Genomic DNA, 13,633 nt, shown 5'->3' on the forward strand with positions numbered 1-13,633 from the left:
GCGGGATCGAAGGGGCATTCCTTCGTGGGCCGTTCGCTTACGTCGAACTGCCCGAGCGGGTACCGGCGGGACGGGCCGATGCCGCACGCCGGATGGTTCGGCTCGTCTTCGGCAACGAAAGGCTCGGCCATGTCACCGGAGCGTACGTCCCGCCACTACGGCTGCGCGGCGCTTGCCGCGCCGGAGTGCCCCTTCGAGCGTGGTGCTGCAAGACCTTCACTCCGACGCCTCGACCCCCCGGTCATACTCACTCGTACCACCATCCAGCAGCTGCCCCTCCCGCCGCTTCGACGCCTGGGAAAGCCAGCGCAGCACGTGATAGCCAGTGAGTACGATCAACGTGCCCAGCGCGATGCCGCTCAGCTCGAAGTTGTCGGTGAACTTGAGCGACACTCCGCCGATACCGACGATGACGCCCGCCGCGGTCGGCACCAGATTCAGCGGCTGCGCGAAATCCACCTTGTTCCGTACCCAGATCTGCGCGCCGAGCAGGCCGATCATGCCGTACAGGATGACGGTGATGCCGCCCAGTACGCCGCCGGGGATCGCGGCCACCACCGCGCCGAATTTGGGACACAGGCCGAAGAGCAGCGCGAAACCGGCCGCCGCCCAGTAGGCCGCGGTGGAGTAGATGCGGGTCGCGGCCATCACGCCGATGTTTTCGGCGTATGTGGTGGTGGCCGGGCCGCCGACGGCGGTCGAGAGCATGGTGGCGGTTCCGTCCGCGACGATGGCCGTGCCCAGTTTGTCGTCCAGGGTGTCGCCGGTCATCTCGCCGACGGCCTTCACGTGGCCGGCGTTCTCGGCGACCAGGGCGACCAGTACCGGCAGGGCGACCAGGATCGCCGAGGCGGAGAAGGTGGGGGCGTGCAGGTTGGGCAGGCCGATCCAGTCCGCCTTGGCGACGCCGGAGAAGTCGATGCGCCAGTGGTCGACGACCTGGCCGGCCCCGTTCGCCGAATGGATCTTCCCTGTGGTCCGGTCGAGGATCCAGGAGAGTACGTAACCGAAGACCAGCCCCAGGAAGATCGCGATCCGCGACCAGAAGCCCCGCAGCACGACCAGGGCCAGCCCGGTGAACAGCATGGTCGCGAGGGCGCTCCACTGGTCCTGCGGCCAGTAGGTGCCCGCTGCCACCGGAGCGAGGTTGAAGCCGATCAGCATGACCACGGCACCGGTGACCACCGGCGGCAGCACCGCGTGGATCACCCGTGCGCCGAGGGTGTGGATGATGATGCCGCAGACCGCCAGCGCGGCTCCGACCACGAGCAGGGCGCCGGTGAGGGTGCTGGCGTCGCCGCCTTGGCCGGCGATGACCGCGGAGACGCCCACGAAGGACAGCGAGGAGCCCAGGTAGCTGGGGATGCGCCCGCGCGTCAGCAGGAGGAAGAGGACGGTGGCGACACCGGACGCCATGAGGGCGAGGTTCGGGTCCAGGCCCATGAGGACCGGGGCCACGAAGCAGGCGCCGATCATCGAGACGACGTGCTGCGCCCCGAGACCGACCGTCCGCCCCCAGTTCAGCCGCTCGTCCGGCTTCACCACCTCCCCCGGCTTCAGGTGTTTACCGTCGCCATGCAGCTTCCACCCGAAGCCCGCCATGATCACTCTCCAGCTGTTCGATGCCCCGCACGTCACAGGGCCGAAGTGATTAGTAGTTCAACACTTCGACGGGGGCAAACCGAGCCGGCCGGGCCAGGGGCTGCCCTGAGCGGGTGAAAGGAGGACCGGCGGGCATACGGGATCCAGCCCTCGTGCCCGCGCAGCCCCTGCCTGGCCGGCCAGGCACCTCCCCCTGCCAGACCGGCCAGGCACCTCCCCCTGCCAGACCGGCCAGGCGCCTCCCCCTGCCAGACCGGCCAAGCACCTCCGATCTCGCGCACAGCGCGGCGACGCCGAGCAGGGGCGACGCAGCGGGCAACAAGCGCGGTGGGGGGCCTTCTGCACAGCAGAGGGGCCGGGTCAGACGGTGGCGGCGAACAGTTCGAGGAGCATCTCGCGTCCGTCGGCGGGCGCTCGGACCTCCAGGTGCACGACTGCGCCGTCCAGGTGGAAGCGGAAGTCGAAGAAGGGACAGCACCGCTGCTCGGCCGCGGCGAGGCCGGCGATCATGGCCGTGCGGTCGGCGGGCAGCGTCAGCCGTACCCCGTCCGGTAGGTCCGCCCGTACGGCATCGGCGACGGCAGCGCGCCATCGACCGACGCGGTCCGCCATAGCGTTCTCGGTGAGGGAGCAGGCCACCGGGGCGATGCGCCACTGCTCCCGTTCCTCCCCGGCGGCTTCCGGTCCGGTCGAGAGGCTGTCCCCGACCGGACGGAAGAAGGCGGGTGGCCGGGCGGTGACGGGGAAGCCGCATCGCGGGTCGCAGCGCTCGGCGCGATCGGGCAGGGCGTCCAGGTGGTCCAGGGCGGCATGCAAGGAGGTGGTGAATGCGGCCAGCTCGGCAGCGCGCTGTTCCGCCTCGGCCAGCCGGGCGGCGATCCGCGGGCGCAGGTCCGCCTTCACCTCACGGCAGGCCCCGGACTCCCGGACCGCCAGCAGCTCGCCGATCTCCGCCAGCGGCAGGCCCAGATGCTTGGCTGCTCCGATGAAGCCGAGGCGTTCGATCGCCTCCTCGCCGTACACCCGGTAGCCGGCGGAAGTGCGGTCGGCCGCCAGCAGTCCGGCCTTCTCGTAGAAGCGCAGCGTGGTGGCCGGAACGCCGCAGCGCTCGGCCAGCTGGGAAATCCGCAGGGTGCCCATGCCGCCGACGGTAAACCTTCGACCCGGCTCCAAGGTCAAGCCCCTCGGCCGCCTCTGATGCCCGGCCTGGCCGGCTCAAGAGCCGAGGGGCCCGGCTGGAGCGCCCGGTCACAGCGCCCCGGAAGCCCGGGGCGCCCGCCCGGGGCCCCGGGTCAGCCGAGGTTCTTGACCGCCTCGTAGTACGTCCACGCGAGCGCGTTGCACGAGGTCTTCTTGGCGTTGCTGTACTTGGCGCAGACCCGCTTGAGGTCCTCGTACAGCGCACTGTCCAGGCGCGCCTTGTTCGCCGGGAAGGTGCCGGCCTTCTTGTAGTTGCGGTAGCCGAAGTCGTGGCGGGCGCAGGAGGTCTCGAAGGGGAAGCCGAAGGGGTTGTCGGGCGACTTGGAGCAGTAGTCGGTGCTCCAGTCGAACTGGTACGCCGCCCACTTCGCCTGGTTGCCGCGGGCCGCGAGCCAGCCGCTGTAGCTGCCGGCGTCGGTCTGCGTCCAGCCGGCCAGCACCTTGGTCTTGTCGGCGGGGACGGCCTGGGCCGGGGCGGCGGCCGCCACCAGCGCGGTGACGGTCATGGCCGAGGCGGACAGGGCGGCGGCGAGTCTTCGGGACATCCTTCAACCTCCGGGGACGCGGCGGCCCTTCGGCAGGATCGGGCCGCTCCTCGGAGGCTGAAAATAATCAGTTCCGACGACCTTCGGTGGGGTTTTGGTTGAACAGTGATCAGCGGCCGGGTGGCGCGCGGACAAGGGGGCACGCCGCCGGTTACCCCGATCCGGTCATCCGCCGCCGGGCCGCCTCTACGGTGTGTGTCCGGCTGTCACGCTGTGCGGATGACGACGACTCACCAGGCCCCGGGCGGCCCGGCAGTGTGCCCTGACGTGGCCCGGCCGGGCCCGGCCGCCGAGCGGGGCCCCGCTCCCCCGGCCTCCGTGGCCGCGGTCCTGGCGCGGATGCGCGTGGTGGAGGCGACGCTTCCGCCCGCCGACGGCATCGCGGTCTTCAACCGGGTGTACCTCTCCGTCACGGAGGAGATCGCCCGGCGCCTCGGCACGGACGGCTTCCAGGACCCCGCGGCGGCGGGCGAGTTGGACGCGGTGTTCGCCCGGCGCTACCTCGCCGCGGTGGACGCGGCCGGCGCCGGCCTGACCGTACCGGCCTGCTGGCGTCCGCTGTTCCAGCTGCGCCGCCACCCGGGCGTACGGCCCCTGCAGTTCGCGCTGGCCGGGATCAACGCCCACATCGGGCACGACCTGGCGCTGGCCGTGGTGGACACCTGCCGCGCCCTGGGGTGCGAACCGGGGGCGCTGGCCGCCGACTTCGACCGTGTCGGCGATCTGCTGACGGGCCTGGAGGAGCGCATCCGGGAGAGCCTGATGCCCGGCCCCGACCTGCTGGACGTCGCCGACCCGCTCACCCACCTGGCCGGCTCCTGGAGCCTGGAGATGGCCCGGGACGGCGCCTGGGCGGCGGCCCGGGTGCTGTGGAGCCTGCGCGGCCTGCCCGAGACGGCCGAGGAGTTCGCCGAACGGCTCGACTCGGGTGTGGGTCTGGTCGGCCGCTGTCTGCTGACGCCCCTGGGATGAGAAGAAGCGGGTCCCGTACGGGACCCGCTTTCCGTCAGTCCTCCGGCAGCTCGACCGGCGCGATCTCGTCGTACAGGTCGCCGGGGCCCGGGTTGGCCGCGTCGGTGGCGCCGCCGAAGTGGGTCATCACGCCCCACACCGCGTTCAGCGCGGTCTGCACGGCGCCCTCGGCCCAGCCGGCCGTCCAGGAGATGTCGTCGCCCGCGAGGAAGAGGCCGCGCTTGTCCTCGGGCAGCCGGTCCTGCATGAAGTGGGTGAACAGGCGCCGCTGGTAGCGGTAGTGGCCCGGCAGGTTGGCCTTGAACGCGCCCATGAAGTACGGCTCGTTCTCCCAGGAGACGGTCACCGGGTTGCCGATGATGTGCTTCCTGATGTCGACCTTCGGATAGATCTCCGAGAGCGACTTGAGCATGACCTCCATACGGTCGTTGGCGTTCAGCGGCAGCCACTTGAGGCTGTCGTCGCACCACGTGTACGAGAGGCAGATGACGGCCGGCTTGTCGGGGCCGTCGTCCAGCAGGTAGGTGCCGCGGGTCATCCGGTCGGTGAGCGTCATGCTCATCACGTCCCGGCCGGTCTCCTCGTCCTTGTCCAGCCAGAACGGCCGGTCGACCGGGACGAACAGCTTGGAGGACTCCATGTAGTGGGTGCGCTCCATCGCCGTCCAGTGGTCGATGGGGAACAGCGCGTCGTCGCAGGCGATCTTCGACAGCAGCATCCAGGACTGCGCGGTGAACACGGCCGCCTCGTACGTACGGATGTCGCCGCCGGCGTCGGTGACGGTGATGCGGTTGCCGGCCGTACGGTGCAGCCGGGTGACCGCGGGGCGCGGCGCGCCGTCGTGCAGGGAGGACAGCGAGGTGCCCGGCGCCCAGTGGACGAGCTTCTCCGGCTCGCGCTCCCACAGGCGCAGCGGCAGCTGCTGGCTGCCGCCGACGATGCCGCGGTGGTGGTCGTCGGCCTCGGTGTAGACGACGCGCAGGATCTCCAGGATGGAGTTGGGGAAGTCGGTGTCCCAGCCGCCGGTGCCGAAGCCGACCTGGCCGAAGATCTCGCGGTGCCGGAAGGACTTGAAGGCGGTGGAGTCGCAGAGGTACCCGTAGAAGGTCTGGTTGTCGAGCTTCTCGACCAGCCGCGACCAGATCTCCCGGATGCGCGGCACGTCGCGCTCGCGGATGGCGCGGTTCATGTCGGAGAAGTCCGCGCCCTCCTCCAGGCAGGCGTTCCAGGCGTCCATGACCTGGTGGTAGACCTCGGGCAGGTCCTCGACGGTGCGCGCGTAGTGCGACTCGCCCTTGAGGTCGACGACGGTCGACGGGGTGTCGGGCGCGAGCGGGTTGGGGAACGGCTTGGTCTTCAGGCCGACGAGGTCGATGTAGTGCTGGAGCGCCGTGGAGGACGGCGGGAAGCGCATCGCGCCCATCTCGGCGGTCAGCCCGGGGTCGCAGCCCTCGAAGCCGACCGTACGCAGCCGGCCGCCTATCTGGTCGGCCTCGTAGACGACGGGCTTGAGGCCCATCTTCATCAGCTCGTAGGCCGTGATGATCCCGGACAGGCCGCCGCCGATGACGGCGACCTCCTTGCCGTGCTCGGTCGCGGGCACCTGGCCGAGGCCCGCCGGGTGGGCGAGGAAGTCGTCGTACGCATACGGGAAGTCCGGCCCGAACATGGTGATGGGCGGCTGGGCGTCCGCGTGCTGGGCGGCGGTGGGCACGGTCATCGGTACGGACTCCTTGCGGCAGGTACTTCAGGGGGGTGTGGGTGCGCGCGGGCAGGCGTGCAGGCGGCGCGGTGGCGCCGCTGTGGGGGTTGCGTCAGGCCGGTGTCAGGGGTGTCAGGTCAGCGAGCCGTAGAGACCGGGCCGCCGGTCGGCGAGGTACGGGTTGTCCTCCCGCGACCTCTTGAGGAGACCGGCGTCCACCTCGGCGAAGACCAGTTCCTCGCCGCGTCCGGCGCGGGCGCGCACGGTGCCGTCCGGCCCGGCCAGGCAGCTCAGCCCGACGAACTCGAATTCGCCCTCCGGGCCGGTCCGGTTGACGTAGGCGATGTAGAGCTGGCTCTCGAAGGCCCGTACCGGGATCAGCGACTCGGCGACGAACTGGAAGGGGTGCAGCTGGGCGGTGGGCACCAGCAGCAGGTCGGTGCCGGCCAGCGCGTGGGCGCGGACGTTCTCCGGGAACTCCACGTCGTAGCAGATCATCAGGCCGATCCGCAGACCGCCCAGCTCCGCCTGGACGATCGGCTCGTCCCCCGGCGTGAACCACTCGCGCTCGAAACAGCCGAAGAGGTGGGTCTTGCGGTAGTTGGTGACCGGCTGCCCGTCGGGGCCGATCAGCTGAGCGGAGTTGTAGACCGTCGCGCCGTCGCGCTCCGGGTAGCCGTAGAGCACCGCGATGCCGTGCTCGGCGGCTACGCGGGCCACCGTACGGGCGGCCGGGCCGTCGGCGGGCTCGGCGAGGTGGTGCAGGTCCGCGCCGATGGCGTAGCCGGTCAGGAACAGCTCCGGGCAGACCAGCAGCCCGGCGCCGCCCGCCGCCGCCTCGCGCGCGGCGTCCTCGACGGCCCGCAGGTTGTGCGCGACGTCGCCGGGCCGTCCCGAACTCTGGAGCAGGGCGGTGCGCAGCGACGACATGGGACCCCTCAAAGGACACGTACGGACGATCGGCGGCCGGCCCGGCACCGTGGCGGTGCGGCCGTGGCCCGGAGATCGGCGGGACGCCTAGACGGTACGGTCCGCCGAACCACCCGTACAAGGCGTCACCATTGCGTGCCGATGGCTGTTTCGTTGCGTGTTGTACGGCTGGTACGGCGATTCGTTGCGCCCGGCTTGTGCGGCCGGTACGGGAATGTGCCGCACCCCGGATTCCGGCGGGTGCGGCCGGTCCCGCGCGGCCGTAGCGGAACGCCGACCGCTCCCCCGTCCACCTGTGGTCGTACGGCGGCCCGCCGCGCGGCGGAGCCGGGGTCGCTCCCGGGTGCGATGTGGCACGCGCAGCCGGGCGGCATCGTGTGAGGCGCCCGGAAAAGCCGGGTGAACGCTCACGACCCTGCCGGGGGAAGATCCGCCATGCGCCGTTTCGACCGCGACCCCAGTACGCACACCACCCGCGCGAGGAGGCACACCACCGCCCGCAGATACCTCCGTATCGCCGCAGTCTCGGCGGCCGTCCTGCTGGCCGCGGGGGCGGGCGGCTCCGCGCTCGCCGTGCCCCCGCCCGACGCGGCGCACCCGGTGCCGCGCGCCACCACCGCGCAGAGCGCCACCCACCAGCCCGGCGACCCGCGGCTGACCGGGTCCGCGAAGCTCCGCCGCGCCGGCGGCGACGACGTCCGCTTCTCCTTCGACGCGCGCTTCCGCCAGGGCGAGATGCCCGACAAGGCCCGGGGCACCTTCGCGTTCCAGCACCGCAGCACGGCGACGAGCGGCTGGGCGAAGGGCCGTATCGACTGCCTGGTGACCGGTGGCAAGGTCGCGGTCGCCAGCGGCATCGTCACCGCGACCGACGTCCCCAACCTCAAGGGCAAGCGGGTCGGCTTCTCCGTCCACGACATGGGGCCGGGCCGGGCCGACCGGCTCGGATACAGCTGGGCGTCCACCAACGACCCGACGGCCACCAAGGACTTGCCCAAGTGCGTCAGTTCGGCGCCGTTCGAGACGGTCGAGCGCGGGGACTTCACGGTCGTCCCGTGGGACGTGCCGGTGGGCTGACCGCGTCCCGCGGCGGGCGCCGGGCAGGCCGGCCGGTGCCCGCCGCGGGCGGTGCCGGACAGGCCCATGATCGCCCCGCTTACGATGTCGCCATGCTCGCGTACGCCCTGCCGGCTCTCTTCTTCGTCCTGTTCCTCGTCGGTGTGCTGCGCGACCGGCGCCGCTTCAGCAACGCCGTCCATCTGGGCCTGACCGTCGTGTTCCTGATCCCGGCCCTGCTCATACAACTGCACCGGACGCATACGGCGGTGGCCGTGGCGGCCGCCGCGCTCATCCTGCTGCTGCCCACCGTCGGCGTCCTCGTCCTCGGCGTCTTCCTGATCCTCAACGGCGTGAAAATGGTCCGCAAGGAAGGCCGCAGCCTGGCGAACCTGCTGTCGCTGCTGGCCGGACTGGGGATCTTCGCGGTGGTCGCCCTGCTGATCACGGCCGCCGGCACCGGATCGCGCACCCTGATCGTGGTCTCCGCCACGACCCTGCTCGTCCTCGGCTACATCTCCTTCCTCTTCCTGTGCTTCGTCGGCTACGCGTTCCTCTACGGGCGCCTACGGGTGCGCCGCAACGCGGACTTCGTGGTGGTGCTGGGCTCCGGGCTGATCGGCGGCACGCGCGTACCGCCGCTGCTGGCCAACCGGCTGGAGCGGGCCCGCGCGGTCTACGAGCGCCAGGCGCGGCGCGGCAACCCGCCGCTGCTGCTCACCTCCGGCGGACAGGGGCCGGACGAGCAGCTCCCGGAGTCCCGGGCGATGGCGGACTACCTGATCGAACGCGGCTTCCCGGCGGACCGCATCCTGTGCGAGGAGCAGTCCCGCACGACGGAGGAAAACCTGGCGTACAGCAAGGCGATCATGGAGCGGACGGTGCCGGACCACCGCTGCGTGATCGTCACGAACAACTACCACGTCCTGCGCGCCGCGATCCTGGCCCGCCACGCCGGCATCAACGGCCAGGTCGTCGGCGCCCCCACCGCCGCCTACTTCTGGCCGAGCGCCACCATCCGTGAATTCGCCGCGGTCTTCCTCTCCTACAAGCTCGTCAACCTGGGCATCTGCGCCCTGCTCGTGCTGGGCGGGGTGCTGGCGTGGTGGAGCGGTCGGGGCTGAGGCCGCGGCGGGGGCCCGCGTACAGGATCAGTCGCCGGACGTCTCGTCGAGGGCGGGCATCGGGGCGCCGCCCGGGTGCCACCGGTCGAGGAATGCGGGCTGCCGGCTCACGTCGACGAGCTCGACGCGTGCTCCGATGCTGTCCATACGGTGATAGGCGAACGGCCGCCCGTAGGGACAGCCGGAGAAGTCGACGGGCACGCCCTGCTCGGCCAGCCGCCGCGAACCGGTTTCCACATCGCCGGTCCAGAACCCGATGTGGTCGAATCTCGCGCCCCCGGACGCGTCCCAGGGGCTACCCGGAGGACCTTCGATGAGTTCGACGAACGGCGGCCCGCCGCCGGTGAAGACGATGCGGAAGTCCCACTCGCCGATCCGGTCGGACACCGGCTCGCGCCACTCGGTCCCGGTGGCGCGGCTGAAGTCCCGCATGGCCCGCTCGATGTCCGGGACGGCGAAGCACACATGGTAGAAGGCGGTCATGCCGCCATGATCGAGAATTGCGGCCCGCAGGCCCAATCGAATATTGCGGCCCGCCGACCGGGCCCGGGGAGCCGAGGAGCCGGGCCCCGGCGGTCGGCGCCGGTTCCGGGAACCGGCGCCCTTTCATCCCGGCGACCCCGAGCTGAACCGCCGCAGCAGCGGCGACAGGACCAGGACCGACTTGGTGCGTTCCACGAACGGCTCGCCCGCGATGCGTTCCAGCACCCGTTCGAAGTGGCGCATGTCGGAGGCGAAGACCTGGACGATGGCGTCCGCCTCACCGGTGACGGTGGAGGCGGACGCCACTTCCGGATAGCGCGCCAGACCCCGGTGGATGGCGTCCGGCGAGGTGTTGCGGCGGCAGAACAGCTCGATGAACCCCTCGGTCTCCCAGCCCAGCGCCGCCGGGTCCACCCGGACGGTGAACCCGGTGATGGCGCCCTCGGCCCGCAGCCGGTCCACCCGGCGTTTGACCGCCGGGGCGGAGAGTCCGACCTCCGCCCCGATGTCGGCGTAGGAGCGTCGGGCGTCCTCCGCCAGGGCGTGGACGATGCGCTGGTCGAGTTCGTTCATCTGTCGCACTGCGGGTGGATCACTTCTCTGCGGTGGCCAATCGGGAGCGGCGCATGCCGTAGACGAAGTAGACCACGAGCCCGACGGCCATCCAGACACCGAAGACCACCCAGGTCACCGTGCCGAGGCTGAACATCATGTACAGGCACAGCAGGAAGCCGATCGCGGGGAAGACCGGCGCCAGCGGCGTGCGGAAGGAACGCGGCATGTCCGGCTTGGTGAAGCGCAGCACGATCACCGCGATGTTGACCAGCGCGAAGGCGAAGAGCGTGCCGATGCTGGTGGCGTCGGTGAGCTGGCCGAGCGGGACGGCGGCGGCCAGGATGCCGCAGAACAGCGAGACGATGACGGTGTTGGCGCGCGGGACGCCGGTCTTCGGGTGGACCTTGGAGAACACCTTCGGCACCAGGCCGTCGCGGGACATCGCGAACAGGACGCGGGTCTGGCCGTAGAGGACCGTCAGGACGACGCTGGCGATGGCGATGACGGCGCCGGCGGCCAGCAGCACGGCCCAGAAGCTCTGACCGGTGACCTCCTTCATGATGCCGGCGAGCGCGGCCTCCGAGCCCTCGAAGCCCTTCCAGGGCTTGGCGCCCACGGCCACCGCGGCGACCAGGCAGTACAGCGCGGTGACGATGATCAGCGAGAGCATGATCGCGCGCGGCAGGTCCCGCTGCGGGTTCTTGGCCTCCTCGCCCGCGGTGGAGGCGGCGTCGAAGCCGATGTACGAGAAGAAGAGCGTGGCCCCGGCGCCGCTGACGCCGGCGATGCCCAGCGGCATGAAGTTGGCGTAGTTGCCGGAGCTGATGCCCTGGGCGGCGACGCCGCAGAACAGCAGCAGTGCGACGATCTTGACGGCCACCATGATCGTGTTGGCGCGGGCGCTCTCCTTGGCGCCGCCCAGCAGGAAGACCATGGCCAGCATGACGACGATCAGCGCCGGGAGGTTGAAGATCCCGCCGCTGCCGGGCGGCGCGGACAGCGCCTCGGGGAGGGTGACGCCGATCGTGCCGGACAGGAACTCGTTGAGGTACTCGCCCCAGCCGACCGCGACGGCCGCGACCGAGACGCCGTACTCAAGGATCATGCACCAGCCGCAGACCCAGGCGACCAGCTCGCCGAGGGTCGCGTAGGCGTAGGAGTACGACGAGCCGGAGACCGGGATGGAGCCCGCCAGCTCCGCGTAGGACAGCGCGGAGAACAGGGCGGTGACGCCGGCGATGACGAACGAGATGATCACGGCCGGGCCGGCCTTGGGGACCGCGTCGCCCAGCACGACGAAGATGCCGGTGCCCAGCGTGGCACCGATGCTGATCATGGTCAGCTGCCACATGCCCATCGAGCGGCGGAGGGTGCCGCCCTCGCCCTGACCGCCCTCGGCCACCAGCCGTTCGACGGGCTTGCGCCGCATCAGACGGGTGCCGAGGCCCCCGGAGGGAGAGGGGGGCCGGGGGTCGCTGCCCGCCGTGGGCGGGGCTGCGCCGTGCTCCAACACAGGGGTGGCTCCTTCATCGCTGCCGGTCAAGGTGGCGGACGACCGACAGCGGTCCCCGTGCGCGGGTACGACGAAACAACCCGCGACAAGGAAGGGGGGACCGCCGAGCAGGCGGTCCCCGCCACTCCACGTACAGCGCATGACTGTACGGGGCGGTCATGAGATGCCGTAATGCAGGTTCCTTGCGCAACCGTGAACATTTGTTGCGCACCTGGTCCGCGAGCGGTCGTTCGTTGCACACAAACGACAAATCTCATCGGTTGGACGTTCCCGTACATCACGGCGCACAAACGCGTCCGGCCCCGCACCGAGGCGATCGGTGCGGGGCCGGACGGCCGTGTTCCCCGGTTCGGGGGCGGCGGGGGATCAGCTCCAGCTGGCGTGCAGCGGCTTGCCCTCCGCGTAGCCCGCGGCGCTCTGCACGCCGACGACGGCCTTCTCCGCGAACTCCTCCAGGGAGGCCGCGCCCGCGTACGTGCAGGAGCTGCGCACGCCCGCGATGACCGAGTCGATCAGGTCCTCGACGCCGGGGCGGGCCGGGTCGACGAACATCTTCGAGGTGGAGATGCCCTCCTCGAAGAGGCCCTTGCGCGCCCGGTCGTACGCCGATTCCTCACTCGTACGGTTGCGGACCGCACGCGCCGAGGCCATGCCGAAGCTCTCCTTGTACGGGCGGCCGTCGGCGGTGTGCTGGAGGTCGCCGGGCGACTCGTACGTACCGGCGAACCAGGAGCCGATCATGACGTTGGAGGCGCCGGCGGCCAGCGCCATCGCCACGTCGCGCGGGTGGCGCACGCCGCCGTCCGCCCAGACGTGCTTGCCGTACTTCTTCGCCTCGGCGGCGCACTCCAGGACGGCCGAGAACTGCGGGCGGCCCACACCGGTCATCATGCGGGTGGTGCACATGGCACCCGGGCCCACACCGACCTTGATGATGTCCGCGCCGGCCTCGATGAGGTCGCGCACGCCCGCGGCGGCGACGATGTTGCCCGCCACGATCGGCACCTGCGGGTCCAGCGCGCGCACGGCCTTGACCGCGCTGATCATCGACTCCTGGTGGCCGTGCGCGGTGTCCACCACGAGCGTGTCCACACCGGCCGCCAGCAGGGCCTTGGCCTTGCCGGCCACATCGCCGTTGATGCCCACGGCGGCGGCGATGCGCAGCTTGCCGTCGGCGTCCGTGGCGGGCTTGTACAGCGTCGCGCGCAGGGCGCCCTTGCGGGTCAGGATGCCCGCCAGCATGCCGTCCGCGTCGACCGCGGGGGCCAGCTTGCGGTTGGCGGCGTCGAGCCGGTTGAACGCCTCGCGCGGGTCGATGTCCGCGTCCAGCACCAGCAGGTCCTTGGACATGACCTCGGAGACCTGCGTGAAGCGGTCCACGCCGGTCAGGTCGTGCTCGGTGACGATGCCGACCGGGCGGCCGCCCTCGACGACGATCCCGGCGCCGTGCGCCCGCTTGGGCAGCAGCGCCAGGGCGTCCGCGACGGTGGAGACCGGGGACAGCACGATCGGCGTGTCCAGGACCAGGTGACGGCGCTTGACCCAGCCGACGACGTCGGTGACGACCTCGATCGGGATGTCCTGCGGGATGACGACCAGGCCGCCGCGGCGGGCCACGGTCTCGGCCATCCGGCGCCCGGCGATGGCGGTCATGTTGGCGACCACCAGCGGGATGGTCGTGCCGGTGCCGTCCGGCGAGGCCAGGTCCACACCCTGGCGGGAGCCGACCGCGGAGCGGCCCGGCACCATGAACACATCGTCGTACGTCAGGTCGTACGGCGGCTTGGCATCGTTCAGAAACTTCATACTGGCTCTCTCACCTGCGGATTCACTGCTCGGGCGGGTGGGGAGTCAGCCAACGGACCGGCACCGGCCAGGCAGCGGCTCCTAGGACATCATCCCTGATGAATGCGGCTCGGGGCGAACCGGTGTTCCCACCGCCCCGCCCGCC

12 protein-coding genes are annotated in these 13,633 nt (G+C 71.2%); 3 read left to right on the forward strand and 9 right to left on the reverse strand.

Features of this window, described 5'->3' with window-relative positions; translation table 11 throughout:
• Positions 1 to 216: 216 nt before the first annotated feature.
• From IH45_RS0107170 to IH45_RS0107180, 3 genes are all read right to left on the reverse strand, one after another.
• Positions 217 to 1,602: a uracil-xanthine permease family protein gene (locus tag IH45_RS0107170; RefSeq protein WP_030663117.1), complete on the reverse strand. Its 1,386-nt coding sequence runs from the start codon at positions 1,600 to 1,602 to the stop codon at positions 217 to 219.
• Positions 1,603 to 1,962: 360 nt separating this feature from the next.
• On the reverse strand, positions 1,963 to 2,742 hold the full coding sequence (locus tag IH45_RS0107175) for a MerR family transcriptional regulator (protein WP_030663120.1): 780 nt from the start codon (positions 2,740 to 2,742) through the stop codon (positions 1,963 to 1,965).
• Between the two features lie 152 nt (positions 2,743 to 2,894).
• Positions 2,895 to 3,347 (reverse strand): phospholipase, encoded by a 453-nt coding sequence (locus IH45_RS0107180; protein ID WP_030663121.1) that lies wholly within the window; start codon positions 3,345 to 3,347, stop codon positions 2,895 to 2,897.
• A 219-nt stretch (positions 3,348 to 3,566) separates the two neighbouring features.
• Here IH45_RS0107180 and IH45_RS0107185 point away from each other — a divergent pair, with 219 nt between their 5' ends.
• Positions 3,567 to 4,319: a DUF5995 family protein gene (locus IH45_RS0107185; protein ID WP_267885130.1), complete on the forward strand. Its 753-nt coding sequence runs from the start codon at positions 3,567 to 3,569 to the stop codon at positions 4,317 to 4,319.
• Between the two features lie 34 nt (positions 4,320 to 4,353).
• Here IH45_RS0107185 and IH45_RS0107190 read toward each other — a convergent pair whose 3' ends face one another.
• Positions 4,354 to 6,039 (reverse strand): flavin monoamine oxidase family protein, encoded by a 1,686-nt coding sequence (locus IH45_RS0107190; protein WP_030663126.1) that lies wholly within the window; start codon positions 6,037 to 6,039, stop codon positions 4,354 to 4,356.
• A gap of 114 nt (positions 6,040 to 6,153) precedes the next feature.
• A complete protein-coding gene (locus IH45_RS0107195) occupies positions 6,154 to 6,951 on the reverse strand; it encodes a carbon-nitrogen hydrolase family protein (protein WP_030663128.1) in 798 nt (265 codons plus the stop codon).
• 435 nt (positions 6,952 to 7,386) lie between these two features.
• Here IH45_RS0107195 and IH45_RS0107200 point away from each other — a divergent pair, with 435 nt between their 5' ends.
• Complete coding sequence (locus IH45_RS0107200) at positions 7,387 to 8,028, forward strand: hypothetical protein (protein ID WP_050514603.1); 642 nt, start codon at positions 7,387 to 7,389, stop codon at positions 8,026 to 8,028.
• 92 nt (positions 8,029 to 8,120) lie between these two features.
• Positions 8,121 to 9,131 carry a YdcF family protein gene (locus IH45_RS0107205; protein ID WP_030663131.1) on the forward strand — a complete coding sequence of 337 codons (1,011 nt, stop codon included), beginning with the start codon at positions 8,121 to 8,123 and terminating at the stop codon, positions 9,129 to 9,131.
• A 27-nt stretch (positions 9,132 to 9,158) separates the two neighbouring features.
• Here the strand turns inward: IH45_RS0107205 and IH45_RS0107210 are convergent, their stop codons facing one another.
• From IH45_RS0107210 to IH45_RS0107225, 4 genes are all read right to left on the reverse strand, one after another.
• Complete coding sequence (locus IH45_RS0107210) at positions 9,159 to 9,614, reverse strand: VOC family protein (RefSeq protein ID WP_030663133.1); 456 nt, start codon at positions 9,612 to 9,614, stop codon at positions 9,159 to 9,161.
• A 123-nt stretch (positions 9,615 to 9,737) separates the two neighbouring features.
• Positions 9,738 to 10,187: an Lrp/AsnC family transcriptional regulator gene (locus IH45_RS0107215; protein WP_003982694.1), complete on the reverse strand. Its 450-nt coding sequence runs from the start codon at positions 10,185 to 10,187 to the stop codon at positions 9,738 to 9,740.
• A gap of 19 nt (positions 10,188 to 10,206) precedes the next feature.
• Entirely contained in the window at positions 10,207 to 11,682 is a 1,476-nt protein-coding gene (locus IH45_RS0107220) for an amino acid permease (RefSeq protein WP_030663135.1), read from the reverse strand.
• Between the two features lie 366 nt (positions 11,683 to 12,048).
• Positions 12,049 to 13,488: a GuaB1 family IMP dehydrogenase-related protein gene (locus tag IH45_RS0107225; protein ID WP_030663136.1), complete on the reverse strand. Its 1,440-nt coding sequence runs from the start codon at positions 13,486 to 13,488 to the stop codon at positions 12,049 to 12,051.
• Between the last annotated feature and the right edge of the window lie 145 nt (positions 13,489 to 13,633).

This window comes from Streptomyces rimosus subsp. rimosus (genome assembly GCF_000720725.1).
GTDB lineage: Bacteria > Actinomycetota > Actinomycetes > Streptomycetales > Streptomycetaceae > Streptomyces > Streptomyces rimosus_A.

What these genes read in the sequence shown, in the direction of transcription:
- IH45_RS0107225 (WP_030663136.1), bottom strand. Translation starts at nt 13,488, where the DNA reads ATGAAGTTTCTGAACGATGCCAAGCCGCCGTACGACCTGACGTACGAC.
- IH45_RS0107215 (WP_003982694.1), bottom strand. Translation starts at nt 10,187, where the DNA reads ATGAACGAACTCGACCAGCGCATCGTCCACGCCCTGGCGGAGGACGCC.
- IH45_RS0107170 (WP_030663117.1), bottom strand. Translation starts at nt 1,602, where the DNA reads ATGGCGGGCTTCGGGTGGAAGCTGCATGGCGACGGTAAACACCTGAAG.
- IH45_RS0107195 (WP_030663128.1), bottom strand. Translation starts at nt 6,951, where the DNA reads ATGTCGTCGCTGCGCACCGCCCTGCTCCAGAGTTCGGGACGGCCCGGC.
- IH45_RS0107185 (WP_267885130.1), top strand. Translation starts at nt 3,567, where the DNA reads ATGACGACGACTCACCAGGCCCCGGGCGGCCCGGCAGTGTGCCCTGAC.
- IH45_RS0107205 (WP_030663131.1), top strand. Translation starts at nt 8,121, where the DNA reads ATGCTCGCGTACGCCCTGCCGGCTCTCTTCTTCGTCCTGTTCCTCGTC.
- IH45_RS0107200 (WP_050514603.1), top strand. Translation starts at nt 7,387, where the DNA reads ATGCGCCGTTTCGACCGCGACCCCAGTACGCACACCACCCGCGCGAGG.
- IH45_RS0107190 (WP_030663126.1), bottom strand. Translation starts at nt 6,039, where the DNA reads ATGACCGTGCCCACCGCCGCCCAGCACGCGGACGCCCAGCCGCCCATC.
- IH45_RS0107180 (WP_030663121.1), bottom strand. Translation starts at nt 3,347, where the DNA reads ATGTCCCGAAGACTCGCCGCCGCCCTGTCCGCCTCGGCCATGACCGTC.
- IH45_RS0107175 (WP_030663120.1), bottom strand. Translation starts at nt 2,742, where the DNA reads ATGGGCACCCTGCGGATTTCCCAGCTGGCCGAGCGCTGCGGCGTTCCG.
- IH45_RS0107210 (WP_030663133.1), bottom strand. Translation starts at nt 9,614, where the DNA reads ATGACCGCCTTCTACCATGTGTGCTTCGCCGTCCCGGACATCGAGCGG.